Here is a 24,779-nt window from a genome sequence, read left to right as displayed (position 1 = left end):
CGGTTCCGCGCGGCCTGCGGCTCCGTAGGCTGAACCCATGATCAAGGTCTTTCTGGTCGACGACCACGAGATCGTGCGGCACGGCGTGGGCGAGCTGATCGGCTCGGAGCCGGACATGGAGGTCATCGGCGAGGCGGGCAGCTACGCCCAGGCTATGGCCCGGCTGCCCGCGTTGCGCCCGGACATCGCCGTGCTCGATGTGCGCCTGCCCGACGGCAACGGCATCGAGCTGTGCCGCGAGCTGCTGTCCGCGCATCCCGGCCTGCGCTGCCTGATCCTGACCTCGTTCACCGACGAGCAGGCCATGCTCGACGCGATCCTGGCCGGTGCGAACGGCTACGTGGTCAAGGACGTGACCAGCCTCGAGCTGATCAGCGCCATCCGCGAGGTCGGCGCGGGCAACTCGCTGCTGGACAACCGCGCCGCGGCGGTGCTGATGGCCAAGGTCCGCGCGGACGCCGAGGCCGACACCGGCCCGCTGGCCGGCCTGACCGAGCAGGAACTGTCCCTGCTCGGCCTGCTCGGCGAGGGCCTGACCAATCGGCAGATCGCGGCGCGGATGTTCCTGGCCGAGAAGACGGTGAAGAACTACGTCTCCCGGCTGTTCGCCAAGCTCGGCGTCGAGCGCCGCACGCAGGCCGCCGTGCTCGCCTCGCGGCTCGAGGTGGGAGACCGACCGGCGTGACCGACGGCCGAACGCCGGTGACCCTGCCGCGGGATCGGCTCATGGAGGCGATGCTGGTGGTCACCGCCGGTCTCGATCTCGACGACACGCTGCGCACCATCGTGCACACCGCGATCGAACTCGTCGACGCTCGATACGGCGCGCTGGGGGTGCGGGAGTCCGATCGGACGAGCACTCGGCTCGCCGAATTCGTGTACGAGGGCATCGATGACCGCACCCGTGGCGAGATCGGTGACCTGCCGCACGGTCACGGCGTCCTCGGCCTGTTGATCGAACAGCCGACACCGATCCGGCTCGCCGATCTGTCCGGCCACCCGTCCTCGGTCGGCTTTCCCGCGAACCATCCGCCGATGCACTCGTTTCTCGGTGTGCCCGTTCAGGTTCGGGGCGAGGTGTTCGGCAACCTGTATCTGACCGAGAAGGCGGGCGGGCAGGAATTCACCGAGGAAGACGAGATCGTCGTGCAGGCGCTCGCCGCGGCCGCGGGTATCGCCATCGAGAATTCGCGGCTCTATGAGGAGTCCCGGGTCCGGCAGCGCTGGCTCGAGGCGACCAGGGACGTGGCCACCGAGCTACTCGCGGGTGGGGAACGGGACGAGGTGCTCGAGCTCGTCGCCGAACGTGCGCTGACCCTCACCGGGTCCGCGCGCACCTACCTGGCGCTGCCCGCGGACCGGGATATCCCGGCCGCCGAGATCACCGAGTTGGTGGTGGTCGCCGCGGCCGGGAGCGATGCGGCGGCGTTCACCGGGCAGCGGATATCACTCGTCGACTCCCCGTGCGGGGTTGCTTTCCGCGCGGGGCATGCGGTGTCGGCCGACAAGCTGACCGGTGTGCCACTCGCGGATTCGGCGGCGAAATACGGTGTGGCGCTGATCCTTCCGTTACGCGCCGGGTCTTCCGTGCTGGGTGTTCTCGGCACCGTGCGTCCCGCGGGCGCGCCGCCGCTGGACGCCGCGGCGCAGGCGATGATGGCCGCCATCGCCGACCAGGCCGCCCTGGCGCTGCGCTTGGCCGACAACCAGCGACGGATGCGCGAGGTCGACGTCCTGTCCGACCGCGACCGCATCGCCCGTGATCTGCACGATCACGTCATCCAGCGACTGTTCTCGGTCGGACTGTCGTTGCAGGGCACGGTCAAACGCTCCGCCGCGCCGGACATCACCTCCCGGCTCACCGAGACCCTGGAGGACATCCAGGCCATCGTCCAGGACATCCGCCATTCGATCTTCGACTTGCAAAGCGATACCGCTGCCGACTCGTCCAGGTATCGGAAGCGGTTGCACGGCATCGTCACCGACATGACCGCCGACAGCGGACTGCGGACCACCGTGCGGCTGGCCGGACCGGTCACCGTGCTGGCGCCGCCACTGTCCGATGACGTCGAAGCGGTACTACGCGAGGCGGTCAGCAACGTCGTGCGCCACGCCCGCGCGACCACGGTCGCCGTGGAACTCCGGATCCGGGACGAGGTCACCATCGAGGTGACCGACGACGGCATCGGCGTCCCGGACGACGTTTCCCGGCGTAGCGGCCTGGCGAACCTCGCGGCACGAGCCGAGCGGCATGGCGGCAGCTTCAGCGTCGAGCGCCGCGAGGGTACGGGGACCGTGCTGCGCTGGCGAGCGCCTTTGCCGTAGCGATCGGCCTCAAGCCGAAACGTTGTCGCTCAACCGGAACAGGCGGCCGGTGATGGACTGGACGGCGATCCGCACGTACTCATATTTGGGCGTCTCCACCCAAGGGCGAATGGCGAGCCCATCGGCGTAGTGGATATCGGCGGCCGTCCGCAAATGCTGAGCCCGCCCGCGGGCCACTACGCTCCATGCCTCCCGTTTCTCGGCCGTCACCAGGTCGGCTTCGAACAAGACGACGGAGTGGATGGTGCGCGTGACCAATTTGCTGCCGCTCTCGCACTACCTGTTCTTCCGGACGGTTCATCGCGAGCTCCTCCCTAGAGGATTGATCGCATCATGCCGACGAACCTCCCGGCCAGGGGCCTGTGACCCTGCTTCGGTGACCTTCGTCCTACATCGAGGCGAGGCTGATCGCGCCGAGCAGCGCCAGGCCGAACGCGGCCAGGACGGACAGTGCCAGCGGGCGGATCAGACCGGGTCCGAGGGCTCTGGCGAGGAAGTAGCCGACGCCGCCACCGAGGGCCGCCAGTACGAATCCCTCGCCCTTGATCAGGTAGAACACCGACGCCAGTGCCGCATTGCCGACCTCCGCGACGCCGCGCGCGTCGTCACCGAACGGGATCGGGAACCGGTAAAAGATCCCGACCAGGGCCGCCGCGACCGGCGCGCCCAGCACCGCGATGATCACACCCCACATCGCCACCGCCCACCGCGTGGGCGCACTCGTCCGACCTTCCTCGATCTCCATGCGTGCTCACTCTCTGGTCTCGGTAGATGAATCGTAGAGTTGCCGGCCTTTCGCGGGCGCGCACCGTCCTCGGAAAGAGTTCGCCAGCGGTAGCGGCTACTGTCGGTGCCGGAAATGGTCTTGCTCGAAAGATGGTGTGCGTGAACGGCGTTATGGGTTCGGTGCCGAGGGGGCGTCGGTGAGTGGGATGGGCCGGCGGCGGTTCATCGCCGGGGTGTCGGGGGCCGCGGGGGTGCTGGCCGTCGGATTCGGGGGAGCCGGGTCGGCGCAGTCGCGCTCGCCGGTGCTGGAGACCGAGCACGGCAGCGGTGAAAAACCCAGTGCGCGTGATGCTCCCGCCGCCGAGCTGAGCACGTTCTTCGCGACCGCGGCGGTAGGAAACGCGCTCGAGGTCGACAGCGAGAGCGACGGCGACCTGTGGGTGACCTGCTGGGCGGACGACGACAACCTGTACTCGGTCAACGGCGACGGCAGCGGATTCGGCGACGGACCGCGGCACGACATCGCGGTGAATCGGATCAGCGGGGATCCGAAAAACGGGTTCACCGGGGAGGTGCTGGCGGTTTCCGACGCGGTCGGGGCCGTGTGGGGCGACCCCGAGCGGTACAACCGCAAGCCGACCGGGATCGTCTGCGTAGACGGCCGGCTCTATCTGGCGATCCAGGACCTGCGGGCCGGTCACGAGGACATCGCGTTCAATGACGCGCCCGCCGCCAGCGTTTCGTGGTCGGACGATCACGGGCAGACCTGGCACAAGACGCAGCAGCCGATGTTCACCGGCGGCGTCTTCACCACGATCTTCTTCATCGACTTCGGCCGCGACTCCGGCGATGCCGCGGCGGCGCTGGGCGCGGATGCCGCGCGCTACGTCTATGCCTATGGCCTGGACGGCAATTGGCGCGGTTCCTTCACCGCGACGGTGGCCGACCCGTTCGACCTGTATCTCGCGCGGGCCCCGAAAGACGCTGTCGAGAAACGTAATCGGTGGGAGTTCTTCGCCGGGCTCGACGGCGACAAGCCGCGGTGGAGCAAGCAGCTGGAGGAACGCCGCGCGGTGCTGCGCGACACCCGGCGGCAGTACACGACGCTGCGCAACTATCGCGAGAACCCGCACAACCTGTCGGTGCTCGCGCAGGGCGGCGTCGTCTACGTCAAGGCGCTGAACCGGTACCTGTACACGTCATGGACGGAGTACACGTTCGAGTTCTACGAGGCGCCTTCGCCGTGGGGACCCTGGAAACTGTTCCTCACCAAGGATTTCGGCGGCTATCCGTGGTTCGGTCGCGGGCCCGGCTGTCCCGGTCCGAAGAACGGCGGCTACGCCACCACCATCCCGTCCAAGTTCATCTCACCCGACGGCACCTCGATGTGGGTGCAGTCGAACTGGTGGGTGGGCAGCGCGGGCGGCGACACCGCGTACAGCTTCAACCTGCGAAAACTGGCGTTGCAACCGTTCAGCGCGCAGTCGCCGACGAACCAGCCGGACCCGCGCGACAACCTCGCCTACAGCGGCGCGTCCGTCACGCCCATCGAGAAGTCCGCACATTACGGCCACACCGAGTACTACAACGACGGCGATTTCACCAAGAGCGAGAACAGCTTCGATCAGGAGAACAAGGACCTGGACTACTGGGGATTCACCTGGTCGAAGCCGTATCTGCTGAACCAGGTCGTCTATACGACCGGCGAAATGTTCGACGACGGAGGCTGGTTCGCGGCGGGGTTGCGCGTTCAGGTGCGGCAGAATTTCCAGTGGATCGACGCGCAGAACACGAAAGTCGAGCCCCGGTATCCATATACGTCCGCGGCCGGCGAATTCAAGAGCTACACGTTCAACTTCGCCACACTGGCCGGTGACGGCGTGCGGATCGTCGGAAAGCCCGGCGGCAGTTCGTATTTCACCTCGATCGCGGAACTCGAGGTCTACTACCGGTAGCGCTGCCCGCGATACCCGGTTGTCAAGTGGCGCTGCGGCCCTGTCTAAAGCGCTCGGGCGCAAGTAAACTGGGTCGGATACATGGGGCGCAAGGAGGGGTCATGTCACCCGATCCGCGGTATCCGAAAAATGGTCGACGTCGAGCGGCCCGAATTGTCCGCGCCGCCACGGTCCTCGCGGCGCTCACCACTCTCTGCTTGAGCACCACCCAGGCCTCCGCGCAGCCGTATCCGATCTACGGGGCGATCCGGGTCGAATACGACGAGGCCGGCGGTGCAGGCTTCTTCGGCCTGGCGGTGAACCCCGAGTCCGACGCCTCCCGCGGCGGCCGCCACCAGGAGTTCGAGAAGGACAGCTCGATCTATTGGCATCCGCTGGTCTCCGACGGCCACGCCAATCAGATCGGCGGCGCCATCCGCGCCAAGTGGGACGACCTCGGCGCGGAGGACGGCGCATTGCGCTATCCGACCACCAGGGAGCTGGCGACTCGAAAGCCGGGGCGCTTCAACCACTTCGAGGGTGGCACCATCCACTGGTCGCGAGCGACCGGCGCGCACAACACCTGGGGCGCGATCCGGGACAAGTGGGCCACCCTCTCCTGGGAGGACGGCCGGCTCGGCTTCCCCGCCACCGACGAGTTCCGCGCCAAGAACAACGGTGCCGGACAGCATTTCGAGGGCGGCTCGATCTATTGGTCGGCCGATACCGGCGCGCGGGTGATCGTCGGCGCTATCCGCGACATCTGGGCCGGCCAGAACTGGGAGAACGGCCGCTACGGCTACCCGATCAGCGACGAATACGACTACAACGGCGGCCGGGCCCAGGACTTCCAGGGCGGTCGTATCGAATGGCGGCCACCGCGCTGAGTCATTTATGCATCTCGTGCATATGTCCGTCCGTCGAGGGTACGCGGTAATCGCAGCTACTTCGACGAATGGAGGCTCTGATGAACGTCGACGACAACGTTTCCGCGGACCGCGGCCCCAGATTGCGGATTCCGCGCAGCCGCGGCGCCCTCGGTGGGTTTGCGGTGTTATTGCTCGGGATCTGGGGTGCCCTGATTCCGTTCATCGGGCCGTACTTCAATTTCGCCTACACGCCCGACGACTCCTGGGTGTGGACATCGGCGCGTGGCTGGCTCGAAGTCCTACCCGGCGCCACCGCGGTTGTCGGTGGCTGGCTGATGCTGGCCAGCCGTAATCGCCTGGTCGCCGGCTTCGGCGGCTGGCTGGCCGCAGCGGCCGGCCTGTGGTTCATCATCGGGCCGTTCCTCGCGGACGCGCTGAGCATCGGCTCGCACGGCGATCCGGTCGCGACTTCCGACCTGAAACGCGCTGTCCTGCAACTGACCTTCTTCTACGGCCTCGGCGCGCTCATCCTCTTCTTCGCCGCCACCTCGCTGGGCCGGTTGTCCGTGCGCACCGCGCGCGATATCGCGTTCGCCCAACGCCAGGTCGCCGCGCGCGCCGACACCCGTGGCGCGATAGCCGACGTGCCGGAACCGGTGGAAACCACCGACCGCCCGACCTTCGGCACCCAGCCACGACTGAACAAGCCGGGACTGGGCGGCGGGCACGCGTGATCGAAGGTCAGCTCGCGGGCGCGGTGGGCAGACCCTGCGCCCAGCTGCGCTGCTGGCTGCGCCGGGCGATCCGCCAGCCCTGCGGGGTGCGGACATAGTCGTCGAGGTACCACATGCCGAGCAGCGCGATCGTCGGCTCGTCGTCCTCGACCGGGAACGCGATCGCGTTGTAGCACATCACCCGGCCGGTCGCCCGGTCGCCGTCGACCCGGATTTCCGGGTTGCCCAGCAGATGCTGGGAGGCGGGCAGGTACGCCATGCTCTCGGCGAGCCATTTCTTCATTTCGGGGAGTTTGCCCGCGATAGCGCCGAACGGGGTCAGATCGATGTCGGCCTCGGGCGCGAACACGTCGTCCAGGGCGTCGAAATCCCGGCTATCGATCGCGGTCGAATACGCCACCTGCAATTCCTGAATCTCCAACCGGTCGGAGATCTCCTGAATGTCGAGCACCTAGCCTCCTATAGAGCGATAACGAGAACCGAACGCTATCGGCCGCGAGGATTCGGGCACAGCCCCCTGACGAGCTGAACTGGCCAGCCGATCGGCTGAATCGAGGCGGAGTCAAAGGGCTTGCGCCGTAAGGGCTATCGGAGTTCGGTGACGTTGGCGAGGATGGTTTTGCGGGCGGCGGCCCACGCGGGTGAATTGGCGTCGGCGAACTCGCCGTGCCCGGTCCCGTCGAGGATTTGCAGATCCGCGCTCAGGCCCGCCCGTTGCGCGGCGGCGACATAGCGTCGGCTCTGCGCGGGGGCGACCACGGTGTCCCGGTCGCCGTGCAGGGCGCTGATCCGGACGCCGACGGGCAGGTGTGCGATCGGGGACGCCATCCGATAGCGATCCGGGACGTCGTCGGGCCGCCCGCCGAGCAGCTTGCGGACGTACCCGTCGCGTCCGTTGTTCACCGCGAACACGAGATCCAGCACGCCGGCCATCAGGGTGACGCTGCGAATGCGAACCGCGTTGGGCGGTGTCTCGGTGCTCTGCCGTCCGGCCACCCACGCCGCCAGTTGCCCGCCCGCCGAATGACCGGCCAGATGGACCCGTTGCAGATCCAGGCGATTGCCGGAACGCAGATTCACCACGGTCGCGAGGGACCGCACGGCGTCATCGACGTCGGTGAGCGTCATAGGCCAGCCGCCGACGCCGTTGACCCGCCGATACTCGATGTTCCACACCGCGACGCCGGCTTCGGCCAGCGACGCGGCCAGCGGCCCGACATGGTCGAGCGTGCGATTCTGCGACCAGCCGCCGCCATGGATCAGCACGACCACGGGATACGGCGCGGATCCGGTGGTGGGGAGATATAGATCACCGAACATGTCCGGAGAGGTGCCGTACGCGATGCGCAGCGGAATGCCCGGAATGGCAGGCGTGGTCTCGAGGGTTACCGCGGCGGTGAAAACCGGTTCGGTGACCGTATTTCCGGCGATCACGGCGGCGACGGCGAGTAGCGTCGCCAAGACCGGTTTCCAGGCTCGGCGAATGGTTCCGCTGACCACGATTCTCAATACTCCCGCAACACCGACGACATCGTTGCCAACGTACTCGATCCCGCGAAATCGGACACTATTGCGCGCACCGGGATTTCACGAGAGCGGTCGCAGGGCCTACCACCAGCCGAGCAACGGCTGTAGCCGACGGCCCAGTTCGTCGGCCAGCGAGCGCGAATAGCTTGCGGTCAGGTGATGTTCGTCGTGGTAGACCAGGATGTTGCCGATGGAGACCGGGCACACCGTGCCTTCGCAGACCGCGTCGGTGAGGTCGATCGGGTACACGTTGGGGAACGACCAGGTCGGCGCGAGCTCGGGGTTGATCGGGTCGAGCGCGTCCGTGCGCTTCATCCCGCAGCTGATCCGATCGCCGCCCTTGGCCAGGCAGTCGATGGCCTTGTAGCGAACCCCATTGCTGCGCAGCCACGGCGTGTCGCGGATCGCGATGACGTTGAGGCCGCGTTCGCCGAGCGCCGACCAGACGTCGAGGTACTCGCGCGGGGTTTCGTCGCCGGTGTCGTCGCGCGGCCGGGTACCGGTGGTGAACACCCAGTCCGGCCGGTCGGCGCCGAGCCGCTCGATCACCTGCTGGGACCAGTCGCGGCAATCGGGGATCAGCTCGCCCTTGTAGGTCGCGTCCTCGGCCAGGGTGAGCGGGCAGCCCATCTTCAGATAGACCTGGATGCGGAACGGATGCCGCTCGGCCAGGACCTCCAGCGCCGGCAGCCAGTGCTCGGCGTGCGAGCTGCCGACCACGGCCAGCGTGTGCTCGGCGTCCGGATCGCCGTAGGTGCAGGTGATGAGTTCCGCGTTGTCCCAATCGGCGATGCAGCCGTCCGAGGTGGGTGCGGGCGCGTCGGCGGGCGCTTCGAAAACCGTCGGCCGCATGCGCGCGTGCGGCGTGGGCCGACCGGAGACCAGGGCTTCCGCCCCGGGATACAGCGTCGGATTCAGGGCGCCGACCGGTCGTGGCGGACTGACTCCCACCGCGATCTGCCAGAGCACGGTGACCGCGACCATCGGCACGGCCGCCGCCGTGACCACCCAGGTGGCGGTGCGCCGAGCCCGCATCGAATGGTCGGCGCCGCCCCGCGAGCGCACGCGCAGCGGTTCCTCGACCACGCGGTGGGTGACCCAGGCCAAGACCACCGAGACCGCGATGATGCCCAGACCGTCGAGCAGTCCCGCGCTGGGGTGGCCGAGTTCGGCGAGGTAGAAAATGAGGATCGGCCAATGCCACAGGTATAGGGGATAAGCGATGTCCCCGAGCCAGCGGATCCCCGGGGTCGACAAGAGCCGATTGAACAGCGGCCGCTGATCGGCGGCGAGGTTGTTGCCCGAGACGATCAGCGCCGCGGCGGCACCGACCGGCAACAGGGCGTACGGGCCGGGGAATCGGTTGGCACCGTCGAGGATCAACCACCCGCACAACACGACACCGGCCAGTCCGAGACCGGCCAACCCAACTCGAAGTTTGTGCGGCAGGCGCAGATACGGGGCCGCGATGGCCAGGCCCGCGCCGACCAGCAACTCCCATGCTCTGGCGAAGCTGTCGTAGTAGTTCCAGCCCTGATGCGTGGCCGTTCCCGTCGCGGCGAGCCAGAACGACGCGACGGCGGCCACGGCGATCACCGTGCCCAGCACCGGGCGCAGCCGAGCTGTCCGTTCGCTGCGTCGGAGGGCCCAGGCGGTCCCGGCGACCAGCGCGAGCGCGGCGAGATAGAACTGGCCCTGGACCGACATCGACCACAGGTGCTGCAGCGGACTCACCGACGGATCCGCGGCCAGATAGTCCGACCAGGTCAGCGCGAGTTGCCAGTTCTGGTAGTAGAACATCGAGGCCAACGTCTGGGCGGCCACGTCCGACCATTGCGTGTAGGGCCGCAGGATGACCGTCGCGGCCACGATCGCGGCCAGCACCACCGCCGTCGCCGGAATCAGCCGGCGTGCCGTACGCCGCAGCGTGTGACCTATGCCCACCGATCCGGTCGATTCGGCCCGGCGCACCAGCAATCCGGTGAAGAAGAAACCGGACAGCACCAGGAAGACGTCCACGCCCCCGGACACCCGCCCGAACCACACGTGGAACACTACGACCAGCGCGATCGCCAGCCCGCGGAGCCCATCCAGGTCCGCGCGGTAGCTGGTTGACGCGGACTGGTCCGGCGGGGTTACACGCTCATCCGGCGGAAGGGTCCATAGTGGGCGATGAATGGACACCGTACGAAGATTACTTCGGTGACCGCCCCTTCGGCGAATCCACCGCTAACTCGCCGGTGCCGGTCAGCCGTTGACGACCTGGGGTGCGGAGACGGATTTGAGGCCTTCGACGCCGAATTCGAGGCCGTAGCCGGACTGCTTGACGCCGCCGAACGGGATCATCGGGTGCACGCCGCCGTGTGAGTTGATCCAGACGGTGCCGGCCTCGAGGCGGGCGGCGATGGTGCGGGCGGCGGCCTTGTCGGCGCTCCAGACCGATGCGCCGAGGCCGACGTCGAGGGCGTTGGCCATGGTGATGGCGTCCTCGACGTCGCGGTAGCGGATGATCGGGAGGGCCGGGCCGAACTGTTCCTCCGCGACCAGGGGGTTGTCGTTGTCGATGTCGGCGACCAAGGTGAGCGGATAGAAATTGCCGGGAGCGGTGCGATCGGGATCACCACCGGTGAGCAGCGTGGCGCCGGACGCGCGGGCCGCTTCGACCAGTCGGGAGACGATGTCGAACTGCTGGCGGTTCTGTAGCGGGCCAAGCACATTGGCTTCGTGCAGGCCGCGGCCCATCGGGGTGTTGGCGGCGATCTCGACGAGGGCCGCGCAGACAGCGTCGTAGACGTCGGCGTGGACGTAGAGGCGTTTCATGGCCGCACAGGTCTGGCCGGTGTTGATGAACGCGCCCCAGAACAGGTCGTCGGCGATCGCCTGCGGGTCCACGTCGGGCAGGACGATGCCGGCGTCGTTGCCGCCGAGCTCGAGGGTCAATCGTTTCACGGTCTCGGCCGAGCTCTTGATGACGGCCTGGCCGGTTCGGGTGGACCCGGTGAACATGACCTTGGCGATATCGGGATGACCGGCCAGGCGGGCACCGAGTTCGCCCGCACCCGCCACTGCTTGCAAAACATCTTGGGGGAGAACGCTGTTGAGCACCTCGACCAGCGCGAGCACACTCAGCGGCGTGTACTCCGAGGGCTTGACCACGGTGGTGTTGCCCATCCGCAAGGCAGGGGCGATCTGCCAGATGGTGATCATCATCGGCCAGTTCCACGGGCCGATGGCGCCGACCACACCGAGTGGGCGATAACGCAGTTCCGCATGGGTGGTTTCGTCGTCGACCACTGTCTCACCGGGCAATGTCGTTGCCGCGGTGGCCCGCAGCCACGAGACGCAGGCGCCGACCTCGAAACGGGCGTTGGGGCCGTTGAGCGGCTTGCCCTGTTCCCGCGAAAGCAATTCGGCGAGTGGCTCGGTCGCGGCCTCGACGGCGTCGGCCGCACGCAGCAGAAGGTCTACGCGGTCCTCGTCGGTGCGTGCCGCCCAGGCGATTTGCGCGGTGCGGGCGCGCGCGATCGCCGCGTCGAGTTCCTCGACGGGCCGAAAACGGACTCGTCCCACCACCTCTCCGGTCGCGGGGTCCGGGATGGCGCGCCCGTCGGGGTCGGTGATGGTCGCGAGGAGGGTGTCGTAGCTGACCGTCGTTGACGTCATTGCCAAGTCCTTCTGTGTGGTCGATCAGTAGCTGCCGCGGGCGGTTTCGTCGGGCGGTGCGCCGATGAATCGGTGGGCGAGGGCTTCGGATCCGCGGGCGAGCAGGGCGGCGTCCGCGCCGACGAGCAGGAACGTGGCCCCGTGGCCGGCGTACGCCGTCGCCTGCGCGGGGTCGAAAGCGTTGACGCCTACCGGTTTTCCGGCGTCGATGACCTCGGCGAAGGCTTTGCGCACCTGTGCGGTGACGTCCGGGTGGGTCTGCTGCCCGAGCAACCCCATCGCGGCCGCGAGGTCGCTCGGTCCGACGAAAACGCCGTCGATACCCGGCGTTTCGGCGATCGCCCGGGCGTTCTCGACACCATCGAGAGTCTCTATCTGCACGAACACCGAGACATGTTCGGCCGCATGGGGAAGATAGTCATCGATGCGATTCCATCGCGCGGAGCGCGCCAACGCACTACCGACTCCGCGCCGCCCGATCGGCGGATACTGCGCGGCCGCAGCGACATCCCGCGCCTGTTCCGCAGTGGAGATCATCGGCACCAGGATGTTCTGGGCACCCAGATCCAAGACCTGTTTGATGACGACGGTGTCGCCGACCGGCACCCGCACGACCGGCGTCACCGCATAGCCCGACACCGCATACAGTTGCACCAGAACCGATTCCAACCCGTTCGGCGCGTGCTCCATGTCGATGAGCACCCAGTCGAGCCCGGACCCGGCCATGATCTCGGCCGCCACCGGTGATCCGGTGGTGATCCACCCGCCGTACAGCGGTCGACCGCTGTCGGCGAGCGCGTCGCGCAGCGTCCGATTCAGGCGAATCGGCATGAGATCGTTCCCATCGGTCCGTAGTCGGCGAGGATGGTGTCGCCCTGCTCGACCCACAGCGGGCGGGTGAACGACCCGGCGAGCACGATCTCGCCCGCGTCGAGCCGATCGCCGTGCTCGCCGAGCTTGTTCGCCAGCCAGGCCACCCCGGTCGCGGGATGGTTGAGCACCGCGGCGGCGACCCCCGATTCCTCGATCGTCTCGTTGCGGTACAGCAGCGCGCAGACCCAGCGCAGGTCGATGTCGCTGGGCCGCACCGGATTTCCGCCGTAGACCATCCCGCCCATCGCCGCGTTGTCGCTGATCGTGTCGACGATGGTCCGCCCGGGCAGGTCGATCCGCGAGCTCAGGATCTCCAGCGCCGGGACCACGTACTCGGTGGCCCGCAGCACATCGAAGATGGTCGCGCCGGGACCGTCGACGGGTGCGCAGAGCACGAAGGCGAGTTCGACCTCGATCCGCACATTGGCGAATCGCCCGTGCTCGATGACGGACCCGTTGTCGTAGACCATGTCGGCGAAGATGGCCCCGTAGTCCGGCTCGGTGATGCCGGTCGCCGCCTGCATCACCTTGCTGGTGAGCCCGATCTTCCGGCCGACGGGCTTGCGTCCGCTCGCGACACCGCGGCGACGCCATTCGTTCTGCACCGCATAGGAATCCGCCACGGTCATGCCGGGGTAGCGGGCGGTCAGCAGCGGGATGGTGCGGCGGTCCCGCTCGGCCGCGGCCAACTCGTCGGCGATCGCCGCGATCGCCTCGGTGGGCAGCATCGGTTCTCCTCTCAGAGTTGCGCGCCGAGCTTGTATTCGCCCTGCGTCGATTCGGTGTCGGGCTTGCGGGTGTAGGAGAACCCGTCGGCGCCGATGGTCACGGCCATCTCCGAGTCGTCGGTGCGCATGGCGAGCGGCTGCGGGTTACCGTCGAGATCCAGCACCGGCGACGCGTCGGTGTACCAGCTGGGCACCACCGGGCTGCCCCACCAGTCGCGGCGCTGGTTGTCGTGTACGTCCCAGGTGACCACGGGGTTGTCCGGATCGCCGGTGTAGTAGTCCTGGGTGTAGATCTCGATGCGGTGCCCGTCGGGGTCGCGCAGGTACAGATAGAAGGCGTTCGAGACGCCGTGCCGGCCGGGGCCGCGTTCGATCAGGTCGGACATCCGCAGCGCGCCCAGCTTGTCGCAGATGGCGATGATGTTGTGCTTCTCGTGGGTTGCGAAGGCCACGTGATGCATTCGGGGTCCGTCGCCGCCGGTCATCGCGGTGTCGTGCACCGTGGACTTGCGTCGCAGCCAGGCCGCGTACACCGTGCCGCCCGCGTCCTGGATGTCCTCGGTGACGCGAAAGCCCAAGTCCTCCATGTACTTCACCGCGCGCGGAACATCGGGCGTGACCTGATTGAAGTGGTCGAGCCGGACCAGCGCGCCCGGTCCGTACAGCTCGTAGTGCCAGGCGAGGCGCTCGACATGTTCGACGTCGTAGAAGAATTCGTACGGAAAGCCGAGCGGATCCTCCACCCGCACCGAATCACCGATGCCCTTGGTGAAACCCGTCGCGCGCCGCTCGACCCGGCAGCCGAGCTCGGTGTAGAACTCGACGGCCCGGTCCAGTTCCGCGGCGCTGCGCACCCGGTAGGCGAACGCCGCGACGGCGGCGACCGGACCTTGCCGGAGCACCAGGTTGTGGTGGATGAATTCCTCGAAAGACCTGAGGTAGACGGTGTTCTCGTCCTCCTCGGTCACCACGAGACCGAGGATGTCGACATAGAAGTGCCGCGATCGCGCCAGGTCCGTGACGACGAGCTCCATGTACGCACAACGGACCACATCCGGCGGCGTGGCCTCCGGCGTGCGCAGCGGGTTGCTCGCACGGATCGGATCCGCAACGGTCATAACGGGTTCGGGGGAGTCGGGGGAGACGATCACGATTGTTCCTGCTTGCCGAAGGTCGGATTGTGCGCCGCGCCCAGGGTGATGTGCACGGCCTGCTGATCGGTGTAGAAGTCGATGGAGCGGTAGCCGCCCTCATGGCCCAGCCCGGAGGCCTTCACACCGCCGAACGGGGTCCGCAGATCGCGGACGTTGTTGGAGTTGAGCCACACCATGCCCGCCTCGACCGCCTGCGCGAAGGTGTGCGCGCGCTTCAGATCGTTGGTCCAGACGTAGGCGGCCAGGCCGTAGCGGACGCCGTTGGCGAGGGCGAGCGCCTCCGCGTCGGTATCGAACGGAGTGATCGCGACGACCGGGCCGAAGATCTCCTCCTGGAAGATCCGGGCCGTCGGCTCGACGTCGGCGAATACCGTTGGCGCGACGAAGTTTCCGGTATCGAAGCCGTCGGGACGGCCACCGCCGGCGACCAAGCGGCCCTCGGACTTGCCGAGCTCCACATAGCTCATCACCTTCTCGAAGTGCTCCGGATGCACCAGCGCGCCGACCTCGGTGCCAGGGTCGTGCGGATAGCCGACGACTACCCGTTTCGCCTGTGCGGCATAGCGTTCGACGAACTCGTCGTAGATCGGCCGCTCGACCAGGATCCGGCTGCCCGCGGTGCACCGCTCGCCGTTGAGCGAGAACACGCCGAAGATAGTCGCGTCGATCGCGGCGTCCAGGTCGGCGTCGGCGAAGACCACGGCGGGGCTCTTGCCGCCCAGCTCCATCGACAACCCCTTCAGCGACGCGGCGGCGTTGCCGAAGATGATCTGGCCGGTGCGGCTCTCGCCGGTGAACGAGATCAGCGGCACGCCAGGATGTTTCACCAGCGCGTCACCGGCCTCCTCGCCCAGTCCGTTGACCAGATTGAACACCCCGTGCGGCAGCCCGGCCTCTTCGAAGATCCCGGCCCACAGCGACGCCGACAGCGGCGTGAACTCGGCGGGCTTGAGCACCACCGTGTTTCCGGTGGCCAGCGCGGGCGCCAGCTTCCACGACTCCAGCATGAACGGGGTGTTCCACGGCGTGATCAACCCGGCGACGCCGATCGGCTTGCGATTGACGTAGTTGAGCTGCTGCCCGGGCACCTTGTAGGCGTCATCCACCTGGGCGACCACGAGATCGGCGAAGAACCGGAAGTTCTCCGCCGCGCGCCGGGCCTGGCCCAGCGCCTGCGTGATCGGCAACCCCGAGTCGAACGATTCGAGCTCGGCCAGCCGCGCGTCCCGGGACTCCACGATGTCCGCGATCCGATGCAGCACACGCGACCGCTCACGCGGCAGCATCCGCGGCCACGGCCCCGCGGTGAACGCCTTGGTCGCGGCGACCACCGCGAGATCGATGTCGGCCTGTTTCCCCGCCGCAGCCTGGACATACACCTCGTTCGTGACCGGGTCCAGCACACCGAACGTGGCACCATCGACCGAATCGACGAACGCGCCGTCGATGTAGTGCTGGATACGCGCCGGTAGGTCCGAGGGCGTGTGCGGGGTGGCTAGGGTGCGCACCGCGTTGGTCATTAGCGACTCCAGGGTTCGGGGTTCAGAGGGCTGTTGGGCCGAGGGGTTCGTCGGGGTGCTCGTGGGCCAGGTAGGCGTCGAGGGTGGCCGCGCGGTGGCGGCGGGCGACCTGCTCGATCTCGGTGAGCGGTGCGCCGATCTCGATGAGGCGCACGATGTTCTCGTGTTCGCGCACGGATTCGTGGGCGCGTCCGGGCACGAAGGAGAAGGTGGACGAGCGCAGGTGCCCCAGGCGCGACCATTCCGCCTCGACCAGGGTGACGATGCGCGGATTCACGCACCTGGTGAACAGGATCGCGTGGAACTCGTGGTTGAGCGCGGTGAACGCGCTCGGGTCGAAATCGTCCAGGGACTCGATCATCCGCTCGTTGACCGCCCGCGCCCGGCGCAGGTCGTCCTCGGATAATCGACCGGCGGCCAGGGCCGTCGCCGCGCCTTCGAGCACGCTGAGCGCCTGCATGCTGTGCCGGTACTGCGAGTCGTCCACCATCGAAACCTGTGCGCCCACATTGCGTTCGAAGGTGATCAGGCCCTCGGCCTCCAGCTGCCGGATCGCCTCGCGCACCGGAACGACGCTCATGTCGAGGTCCTTGGCGATGGCGCTGAGCACCAGCCGGTAGCCCGGCGTGTACTCCTGCCGCGCGATCCGGTCCTTGAGCCAGTGATACGCGACCTGTGACTTGCTCTGCGTACCACTGGATTTCACTGATTCTGGCGCCACTGTCGGTACCTCGCCTTCCATTCCGCGTCGGGGGGAAACAGCCCGGCCACCGGATGACCGGCGCCGACCTGCTCGGCGATCCAGCCGTCTTGGATCTCCTGCTCGAGCGCATCGTCGACCACTGCTTCGGCGATGTTCGAGGGTAGGACGATCACACCATCTCCGTCGCCGACGATGACGTCGCCGGGCTGGACGGTGGCGCCACCACAGGAAATGGTGAGGTCGCAATCCCAGGGCACATGCTTGCGACCGAGTACCGCCGGATGCGGACCGGCGGTGAAAACCGCGAGACCGCTCTCGGCGACGGCGTCGTGGTCGCGCACTCCGCCGTCGGTCACCACGCCGGCGGCTCCGCGCACCTTGGCCCGCAGGGCGAGGATGTCGCCGAGCGTGCCCGATCCGGTCTCGCCGCGCGCCTCGATGACGATGACCTCGCCCGGCGCCACGGTGTCGAACACCCGCTTCTGCGCGTTGTAGCCGCCGCCGTGCGCGGTGAACAGGTCTTCCCGATTCGGCACGAACCGCAGGGTCCGGGCGGTGCCGACGAGCCTGGTTCCGGGTTTCGCCGGGCGCACGCCCTCGATGGACACGTTGTTCAGGCCGCGCTTGCGCAGCTGCTGCGACAGCGCCGCGACCGGCACCCGGGACAGCTTGGCGCGCAACGCGTCGGAGATCGCCGTCGCGGGAAGTCCTGCGGCGGAACGAGATCCCCATGCCTCGATGCGCTGGGTGTCATCGACCGACGGGAGGGATCCGACCGTGGCGTCGAACTCGTGGGTTCCTTGCACAACCGTAGTGACGAGACGTCCGGAGCTGGGTGCCTCTGCCGTGTCTAGTGCGTCGACCTCGACCTCGACCACATCGCCCGGCACGACGACCGAGGAACCGGCCGGGGTTCCGGTGAGGATCACATCGCCGGGTTCGAGCGTGCAGTGCTGCGAAAGATCCGAAACCAGCTGGGGGAGTGGGAAAATCATCCCCGACGCCGAGTCCTCCTGGGCGAGAACACCATTGACCCAGGTGCGCACCCGCAGCGCCGCGGGTTCGACGGTCCGCGCATCGATCAGTTCGGGCCCCAACGGTGTGAACCCGTCACCGCCTTTGGATCGGATATTGGATCCCTTGTCGTTGGCCCGCAGGTCGTACAGGCCGAAGTCGTTGCCCGCGGTGATCGCGGCGACATGCTGCCACGCGGATTCGATCGGCACCCGGCGAGCCGCACTCCCGATGATCAGCGCGATCTCGCCTTCGAACGCCAGCAGCTCAGTGCCGCCGGGCCTTTCGATGACCCCGCCGGTGGCCGCGACCGAACTGCTCGGCTTCAGGAAGTAGGACGGGTGCGCCGGGCGACGGCCCCGCTGGTCTGCCCGCGAGGCATAGCTGAGATGGACCGCGATGATCTTGCCCGGCCTGGTCGGCAGCGCGGAAAACCGGCTATCACCTGCGCCGATGTCGATCTTCATGAACCTCCTCAAACCGCTATTGCATCGTATCTCAAATCGTATATCATCGGTGAAGCGAGCCGCAAGTGACGCAGATCGCATTTCGAAGTCGTCGTGTTCTCCGACGCCACCTACCCCGGCATCGCCGACGACCGGCACGATCCGAAGGAGTCCCAGATGAGCGCGCCACCCCGATCTGGGCCACCGACGGTCAGCGAAACCGACCGCCGCCGGGTCGTTTTCGCCACCGTGGTCGGGACGACCGTCGAGTGGTACGACTACTTCGTCTACGCGGGCGCCGCCGGGCTGGTGTTCGGCAAGCTCTTCTTCCAGCCCGCCGGGGAGGGAATCGCCACCATCCTGTCCTTCCTCACGGTGGGGATCAGTTTCCTGTTCCGTCCCTTGGGCGCATTCCTCGCCGGTCATTTCGGCGACAAGTACGGACGACGGGTCATCCTGATGGTCACGCTGGTGGCCATGGGCGGCGCGACGACCCTGATCGGCCTGCTGCCGACCTACGCGGTCGCCGGCCTGGCCGCGCCGATTCTGCTGATCCTGCTGCGCATCCTGCAGGGGATCTCGGCGGGCGGTGAATGGGGCGGCGCGGTGCTGATGGCGGTGGAGCACGCACCACCCGGCAAGCGCGGGGTCTTCGGCGCGGCGCCGCAGGTGGGCGTTCCGCTCGGCTTGCTGGCGGCCTCCGGCGTGCTGGCGTTGATGACGGTGCTCGCGCCCGGCGACGCCTTCCTCGAATGGGGTTGGCGCGTCCCGTTTCTGCTGTCGATCGTGCTCATCCTGATCGGCCATTACATTCGCCGCCGGGTCGAGGAGAGTCCGGTCTTCGTCGAGCTCGCCGAACGCAGCGAGCAGGCCACGACGCCGATCGTCGAGCTGTTGCGCAGGCACGGCCTGCTCGTGCTGGTCGCGGCGCTCGTCTTCGCGGGCAACAGCGCCGTGGGATACATGACCACCGGCGGCTACATCCAGAATTTCGCCACCGACCCGCACGGATCGGTCGGCCTTGCCCGCGGCCCGGTGCTGTGGGCGGTCGCGGGCTCTGCCGTCACCTGGTTGCTCTTCACCTGGATCGGCGCCGCGCTCAGCGACCGGATCGGCAGGCGCGCAACCTATCTCATCGGCTGGGTGCTCCTGCTCGCCGCGCTGATCCCGCTCTTCCCACTGGTGAACACCGCGAACCCGTGGCTGCTCTGGTGCGGACTGGCGCTGCTGACCGTCGGCCTCGGATTCACCTATGGCCCGCAGGCCGCGTTCTACGCCGAGCTCTTCCCGGCCTCCGTCCGGTTCTCCGGAGTCGCGGTCTCCTACGCGATCGGGGCGATCCTCGGTGGCGCGTTCGCCCCGACGATCGCCGCCGCGCTCGTGCGCGCCAGCGGGACGACCACGTCGGTCGTGGTCTATCTCGGCGGATTCGTCGTCGTCAGTTTCGTGGCGACGCTGCTCCTGCACGACCGGCGCGCGATCCCGCTCGGTCCCGATCACGAAGCGGCACAGGCGATAAGCCCGATCAGAGGAATGACGAGGGTCTGAACAGTGCAGTTCCATCATCACGGTTACGTGTCCACCGATCCGCGCGTGCAACCGGCGGCCGGCGTCGGCCTGGACCGGCCCGACGACCTCCCCGAAACGGTCGACGTGCTCATCGTCGGCACCGGTCCGGCGGGCATGATCACGGCCGCCCAGCTGGCCCAGTTCCCGACGGTCAGCACCCGGATCATCGAGCAGCGCCCGGCCCGCCTGGCCATCGGGCAGGCCGACGGCATCCAGGCGCGCAGCGTCGAGACGTTCCAGGCGTTCGGGTTCGCCGAGCGCATCATCGCCGAGGCGTTCCGCATCACCGAAATGGCCTTCTGGAAGCCGGATCCCAACGATCCGGCGAAGATCGTCCGGGCGGCGCGGACCCGCGACGATCCGACCGGTATCAGCGAATTCCCGCATCTGCTGGTCAATCAGGCTCGGGTGCTCGATTACTTCGCCGAGGCGATGGCCAACGCGCCGGCCCGGATGCGGCCCGACTACGGATACCGGTTTCGCGACCTGGAGATCACCGACGGGGACTATCCGGTGCGCGTGCGCTTGGAGCACACCGCGGGTGAACGGGAGGGGCAGTCGCGCACAGTGCGCGCGAAGTACGTCGTCGGCGCGGACGGTGCGCACAGTCGAGTACGCGACGCCATCGGCTGTATGCCGCAGGGAGACAAAGCGTTCCATGCCTGGGGCGTGATGGATGCGCTGGCCGTCACGGACTTCCCCGACATCCGCACCAAGTGCGCCATCCAGTCCGGGACCGGCGGGAGCATCCTGCACATTCCGCGGGAGGGCGGCTACCTGTTCCGCATGTATGTCGATCTGGGCGAGGTCGCCGCGGACGACAACGGCAAGGTGCGTGAGACCGGCATCGAGGCGATCATCGAGCAGGCCAACGAGATCCTGCATCCGTACACCCTCGACGTCCGGGAAGTCGCCTGGCACAGCGTCTATGAAGTCGGCCACCGGGTGACCGACCGCTTCGACGACGTACCGGCGGACGCGGTGGGCACCCGGACGCCGCGGGTGTTCATCGCGGGCGACGCGTGCCACACGCACAGCGCGAAGGCCGGCCAGGGCATGAATGTCTCGATGCAGGACGGATTCAACCTCGGCTGGAAGCTCGGTCACGTGCTGGCCGGGCGGAGCCCGGAAACCTTACTGGCGACGTATTCGGCAGAGCGGCAAGTGATTGCGCAGAATCTCATCGACTTCGACCGGGAGTGGTCGAGCATGATGGCCAAGCGCCCGGAGGAGTTCGAATCGCCGTCGGCGCTCGAGGACTTCTACGTCAAAACCGCGGAATTCCCGGCCGGATTCATGACCACGTACCAGCCGTCGATGATCATCGGCGCACCGGCGCATCAGCGGCTCGCCGGCGGATTTCCGATCGGGAAGCGCTTCAAGTCGGCCCCGGTGGTCCGGGTCGCCGATGCGAATCCGGTCCACCTCGGCCATCACCACCGGGCCGACGGTCGTTGGCGGATATACGCTTTCGCCGCCGACCCGACCCTGGTCGGGGCCGACGTCTCGGTGCTCGACCGATGGGCGAACTGGCTCGGCGCGGCGGCCGAATCTCCCGTCGTCGCGTACACGCCGAAGGACGCAGACCTGGACACCGTCTTCGACGTAAAAGTGATCTATCGGCAGGAGCACACCGGCGTGGATATCGGCGCGGTACCCACGATCTTCCGGCCGGCGGTCGGGCCGTTCCACGTCGTCGACTACGAGAAGGTGTACGCGACCGACCCGCAGGTCGACATCTTCGCCGAACGGGGGATCGATCGCCGCGGCGCGGTGGTGGTCGTGCGCCCGGACCAATATGTCGCCGCGGTGTTTCCGCTCACCGCGACCGCCGAACTAGCCGCCTTCTTCGACCAGATCCTGCTGCCTCCGCTGGAGTTCTCATGACCCTCGACAGTCCGGCGAACGAGCCGGTCGTCCACGATCACCAGCTGCGCCGAGGTTCGCTCGGCGTGTTCGGGGTGACGTTCTTCGTGATCTCCGCGGCCGCGCCGCTGACCGCCATGGCCGGCGGTGCGCCGGTGGCGATGCTGCTGGGCAACGGTGCCGGCGTGCCGGGCGCCTACCTCCTGACCGTCGGCACGCTGCTCGTGTTCGCCGTCGGCTACACGGCGATGGCTCGCCATCACACCAGCACCGGCGCGTTCTACTCCTACATCACCCGTGGTCTGCGGCAGCAATTCGGCGGCGCGGCAGCGTATCTCGCGCTGTTGAGCTACAACGCCATGCAGATCGGGCTCTGGGGACTGTTCGGCGCGGCGACCGGCGGGTTCTTCGCCGACGAGTTCGGGATCGACCTCGACTGGTGGGTGTATGTGCTGATCGGCATCGCGTTCGTCGCGGTGCTCGGCTATCGGCAGATCGATCTGTCGGTGAAGATGCTGTCGGTTCTGGTGGCCGCCGAGTTCCTCGTGGTGCTCGTGCTCGCCGTGGTGATCGCGGTGCGCGGCGGCGACTTCGGGACCACCTCGCTGAGCGCCGCCCCGCTCACACCGAGCGCCCTGACCAGCGGCTCCCTGCCGATCGCGCTGCTGTTCTGCTTCGCGTCGTTCGTCGGATTCGAGGCCACCGCGATCTACAGCGAGGAGGCCGCGGACCCGAAGCGGACGGTGCCGCGGGCGACGTTCCTGTCCGTGCTCACCATCGGCGTCGTCTACACGGCCGTCACCTTCCTGATGATCAACGGCGCGGGTGTCGACGGCACCCAGGGCTTCATCGAAAAACTGGTGGACCCGACGACGTTCCTGTTCGAGCTCTCGAATTCCTATATCGGGCCGTGGTATTCGACGATCATGCGGTTCCTGTTCTGCACCAGCGTCTTCGCTGCCGTGCTCGCGTTCCACAACGCGGTGGCTCGCTACAGCTACGCGCTCGGGCGGGAGGGTCTGCTGCCTGCCCGCGCGGGCCGGACCCATGTCGTGCACCGGAGCCCGCACGTCGGCTCGGTAGCGCAGTCGGTGCTGGCGTTGGTGGTGGTCGGGGTGTTCGCGCTGACCGGGCAGGATCCGGTGCGGGCGCTGTTCACCTGGCTGACCAACCTCGGCACGCTGGGCGTCATCGCGCTGATGGCGGCGTGCTCGTTCGCCGTCGTCGCCTTCTTTCACCGGAATCGTGACGTGGACGAGAACCTCGTCCGGACGCTGATCGCGCCGATGGTGGCCGGCGCCGCTCTGGTCGCCATCCTCGGGTATGCCATCGGGAACTTCGATCTGCTCATCAGTGCCGGTGGTGTTCTGGTGTGGTTGCTGCCGGGCTTGCTGTTGGTTGCCGCAGTGGCCGGAGTTGTTGCGGCGCTGGTACTTCGAGCGCGTTCGCCGCAGCGGTACGCGGAGATGGGACGTCACTATGTCTGACACGTTGCACACCGATGCGGTGGTATGGACGGCCGACGAGGCGGTACCGCATGCCTCGTCGTTCCTGGTCCGCGACGGCCTCGTCGTCGCACTGGATCCCGCGCGCGGCGACCTGACCGGACGCGAGACCGTGGTCGATCACGGCGGCGCGTTCGTCATGCCCGGTCTGGGTGACGTCCACACGCACCATTTGGTAGCCGGCCGCGCCGACCTCTTCGAGCTGGCGCTGGACGCGACGGCCTCGCTCGACGCGGTGCTCTCGGCCATCGAGAAGTGGGCCGCCGGTCTGGCGAACGACGCGTGGATCGTCGGCGGCGGGTGGGGAAGCACTCTCGCAGAGGCTGTTTCGAGTCCGGCTACCCTGCGCCGGCTCGACCGGGCCGCCGGGGGACGGCCGGTGCTGCTGCGTGACGACAGCTGCCACAATCGGTGGGTCAGCTCACGCGCCATGGAACTCGCGGGCATCAGCGCGTCCTCCCCGAACGCGGCGGACGGCGAGATCGTGCGTGACCGGGAGACCGGTGCGCCGGTCGGCCTGCTCATCGAATCGGCGCTCGTCCCGGTGGAACGGGCCTACGCGGCGGCGCTGGGCGACAGCACCGCACTCGACGCCGCCGGGTGCCGCCGGGCCGTCGAGCTGCTGCACGGCTTCGGCATCACGCACTTTCAGGACGCCGCCGCGTCGTTGCCGATGCTGCGCGCGCTCGCCGACCTCGACCGGCGCGGCGACCTGAACGCCTGGGTGGTGACTTCGGCGCAGATCAACGACCGGATCTTCGGCACCGATCCGATCGGTATTCCGCTGCTGGACGCGGCCGAACAGTATCGGAGCACCCATCACCGGCCCGACTTCGTGAAGATCTTCCTCGACGGCGTACCCACCTCGCGCACCGCGCTGTTCCTCGAGCCGTATCTGCCCGACGCCGAGCACGGCGACACGTGGGTGGGGGAGAGCGCGATGACTCCCGCCGAACTCACCGACTGGCTGGTCGAGGTGGCCCGGCGCGGGTTGGGCGCGAAGGTGCATTGCACCGGAGACGGTTCGGTCCGAATGCTTCTCGACGCTGTCGCCGAGGTCCGCGCGGCCGGTTACGCGGACACGATCGTGCAACTCGCGCACGGTGAGTACATCGCCGAGGCGGATCTGCCGCGCGTCGCCGAGTTGAAGGTGGTCGCGGATCTGTCGCCGCCGCTGTGGTTTCCGGGCGTCATCTTCGAGGCGCATTGCCACTGCATCCCGCGCGATCGGGCAATCCGCATGTGCCCCAACCGGACTCTGCTCGACTCGGGCGTGCTGCTGGCCGGCGGTTCGGACTGGCCGGTCACGCCGAGCCCGAATCCGTGGATCGGCATCCAGGGTTTGGTGACTCGGGCCGATCCCACCGGGGCGTTCCCGGGGACGCTGGGGCCGGAGCAGGCGCTGACCGTGGCCGAGGCGATGCGCGCGTACACGATCGGCGTCGCCCGCGCGACCGGGCTCGGCGCGCTCACCGGATCGCTCATGCCGGGCAAGTCCGCCGATTTCACTGTCCTGGACCGTGATCCGTTCGCGATCGACCCGGCCGAACTGGTCGACACCAAGTCCGTACAAACCTGGTTCGCCGGACGTCCGGTCCATCCCTCGGTGCCGTAAGGAAGCAG

Annotated in this window: 21 protein-coding genes; 9 read left to right on the top strand and 12 right to left on the bottom strand. The window is 67.8% G+C overall.

Annotated elements, in window-relative coordinates; genetic code table 11:
• The first annotated feature begins 37 nt into the window (after nt 1-37).
• Nucleotides 38-685: a response regulator transcription factor gene (locus F3087_RS37125; RefSeq protein ID WP_150406805.1), complete on the top strand. Its 648-nt coding sequence runs from the start codon at nt 38-40 to the stop codon at nt 683-685.
• A gap of 41 nt (nt 686-726) precedes the next feature.
• Complete coding sequence (locus tag F3087_RS37120; protein ID WP_150406853.1) at nt 727-2,325, top strand: GAF domain-containing sensor histidine kinase; 1,599 nt, start codon at nt 727-729, stop codon at nt 2,323-2,325.
• A 9-nt stretch (nt 2,326-2,334) separates the two neighbouring features.
• Here F3087_RS37120 and F3087_RS37115 read toward each other — a convergent pair whose 3' ends face one another.
• Both F3087_RS37115 and F3087_RS37110 read right to left on the bottom strand, forming a co-directional pair.
• Nucleotides 2,335-2,583 (bottom strand): pyridoxamine 5'-phosphate oxidase family protein, encoded by a 249-nt coding sequence (locus F3087_RS37115; RefSeq protein WP_150406804.1) that lies wholly within the window; start codon nt 2,581-2,583, stop codon nt 2,335-2,337.
• 130 nt (nt 2,584-2,713) lie between these two features.
• Nucleotides 2,714-3,070, bottom strand: a complete 357-nt coding sequence (locus tag F3087_RS37110; RefSeq protein ID WP_150406803.1) for a hypothetical protein — start codon at nt 3,068-3,070, stop codon at nt 2,714-2,716.
• Nucleotides 3,071-3,248: 178 nt separating this feature from the next.
• Here F3087_RS37110 and F3087_RS37105 point away from each other — a divergent pair, with 178 nt between their 5' ends.
• The 3 genes from F3087_RS37105 (at nt 3,249) to F3087_RS37095 (ending at nt 6,588) form a co-directional block, all read left to right on the top strand.
• Complete coding sequence (locus F3087_RS37105; protein WP_223885638.1) at nt 3,249-5,006, top strand: DUF4185 domain-containing protein; 1,758 nt, start codon at nt 3,249-3,251, stop codon at nt 5,004-5,006.
• 101 nt (nt 5,007-5,107) lie between these two features.
• Nucleotides 5,108-5,872, top strand: a complete 765-nt coding sequence (locus tag F3087_RS37100; protein WP_150406802.1) for an LGFP repeat-containing protein — start codon at nt 5,108-5,110, stop codon at nt 5,870-5,872.
• 80 nt (nt 5,873-5,952) lie between these two features.
• Nucleotides 5,953-6,588 carry a hypothetical protein gene (locus F3087_RS37095; RefSeq protein ID WP_223885637.1) on the top strand — a complete coding sequence of 212 codons (636 nt, stop codon included), beginning with the start codon at nt 5,953-5,955 and terminating at the stop codon, nt 6,586-6,588.
• Between the two features lie 7 nt (nt 6,589-6,595).
• On the opposite strand, the gene F3087_RS37090 is transcribed toward F3087_RS37095, so the two are convergent.
• From F3087_RS37090 to F3087_RS37045, 10 genes are all read right to left on the bottom strand, one after another.
• Nucleotides 6,596-7,039 (bottom strand): nuclear transport factor 2 family protein, encoded by a 444-nt coding sequence (locus tag F3087_RS37090; protein ID WP_150406800.1) that lies wholly within the window; start codon nt 7,037-7,039, stop codon nt 6,596-6,598.
• Between the two features lie 134 nt (nt 7,040-7,173).
• Nucleotides 7,174-8,088 carry an alpha/beta hydrolase family protein gene (locus tag F3087_RS37085; protein ID WP_223885636.1) on the bottom strand — a complete coding sequence of 305 codons (915 nt, stop codon included), beginning with the start codon at nt 8,086-8,088 and terminating at the stop codon, nt 7,174-7,176.
• Between the two features lie 108 nt (nt 8,089-8,196).
• Nucleotides 8,197-10,299 (bottom strand): acyltransferase family protein, encoded by a 2,103-nt coding sequence (locus F3087_RS37080; RefSeq protein ID WP_223885635.1) that lies wholly within the window; start codon nt 10,297-10,299, stop codon nt 8,197-8,199.
• A 63-nt stretch (nt 10,300-10,362) separates the two neighbouring features.
• Complete coding sequence (locus F3087_RS37075) at nt 10,363-11,778, bottom strand: aldehyde dehydrogenase family protein (RefSeq protein ID WP_150406799.1); 1,416 nt, start codon at nt 11,776-11,778, stop codon at nt 10,363-10,365.
• Nucleotides 11,779-11,802: 24 nt separating this feature from the next.
• Nucleotides 11,803-12,609: an HpcH/HpaI aldolase family protein gene (locus F3087_RS37070; RefSeq protein ID WP_150406798.1), complete on the bottom strand. Its 807-nt coding sequence runs from the start codon at nt 12,607-12,609 to the stop codon at nt 11,803-11,805.
• Nucleotides 12,594-13,379 carry a 2-oxo-hept-4-ene-1,7-dioate hydratase gene (gene hpaH, locus F3087_RS37065; RefSeq protein ID WP_150406797.1) on the bottom strand — a complete coding sequence of 262 codons (786 nt, stop codon included), beginning with the start codon at nt 13,377-13,379 and terminating at the stop codon, nt 12,594-12,596. Before hpaH ends, F3087_RS37070 begins: the two co-directional genes overlap by 16 nt.
• A gap of 11 nt (nt 13,380-13,390) precedes the next feature.
• A complete protein-coding gene (gene hpaD, locus F3087_RS37060; RefSeq protein ID WP_150406849.1) occupies nt 13,391-14,497 on the bottom strand; it encodes a 3,4-dihydroxyphenylacetate 2,3-dioxygenase in 1,107 nt (368 codons plus the stop codon).
• Nucleotides 14,498-14,526: 29 nt separating this feature from the next.
• Entirely contained in the window at nt 14,527-16,053 is a 1,527-nt protein-coding gene (gene hpaE, locus F3087_RS37055) for a 5-carboxymethyl-2-hydroxymuconate semialdehyde dehydrogenase (protein ID WP_150406796.1), read from the bottom strand.
• A gap of 22 nt (nt 16,054-16,075) precedes the next feature.
• Entirely contained in the window at nt 16,076-16,774 is a 699-nt protein-coding gene (locus F3087_RS37050) for a GntR family transcriptional regulator (protein WP_263407269.1), read from the bottom strand.
• On the bottom strand, nt 16,756-18,237 hold the full coding sequence (locus F3087_RS37045) for a fumarylacetoacetate hydrolase family protein (protein WP_150406794.1): 1,482 nt from the start codon (nt 18,235-18,237) through the stop codon (nt 16,756-16,758). Before F3087_RS37045 ends, F3087_RS37050 begins: the two co-directional genes overlap by 19 nt.
• Nucleotides 18,238-18,393: 156 nt before the next feature.
• Between F3087_RS37045 and F3087_RS37040 the strand changes: the two genes are divergently transcribed.
• Genes F3087_RS37040 through F3087_RS37025 form a run of 4 tightly spaced genes read left to right on the top strand, consistent with a single transcriptional unit; the run spans nt 18,394 to nt 24,771 of the window.
• A complete protein-coding gene (locus tag F3087_RS37040; RefSeq protein WP_150406848.1) occupies nt 18,394-19,764 on the top strand; it encodes an MFS transporter in 1,371 nt (456 codons plus the stop codon).
• 3 nt (nt 19,765-19,767) lie between these two features.
• Nucleotides 19,768-21,672: an FAD-binding monooxygenase gene (locus F3087_RS37035; protein WP_150406793.1), complete on the top strand. Its 1,905-nt coding sequence runs from the start codon at nt 19,768-19,770 to the stop codon at nt 21,670-21,672.
• The gene (locus F3087_RS37030) at nt 21,669-23,138 is read left to right on the top strand and encodes an APC family permease (RefSeq protein WP_150406792.1); all 1,470 of its coding nucleotides are present in this window, start codon (nt 21,669-21,671) and stop codon (nt 23,136-23,138) included. The genes F3087_RS37035 and F3087_RS37030 overlap by 4 nt, the downstream gene beginning before the upstream one ends.
• On the top strand, nt 23,131-24,771 hold the full coding sequence (locus F3087_RS37025) for an amidohydrolase (RefSeq protein ID WP_150406791.1): 1,641 nt from the start codon (nt 23,131-23,133) through the stop codon (nt 24,769-24,771). Before F3087_RS37030 ends, F3087_RS37025 begins: the two co-directional genes overlap by 8 nt.
• Nucleotides 24,772-24,779 lie beyond the last annotated feature (8 nt).

The sequence above is a fragment of the Nocardia colli genome (genome assembly GCF_008704205.1).
Lineage (GTDB): Bacteria > Actinomycetota > Actinomycetes > Mycobacteriales > Mycobacteriaceae > Nocardia > Nocardia colli.
Note: the sequence above shows the minus strand (reverse complement) of the source record. Positions and strands in the feature narration are given on the sequence as shown.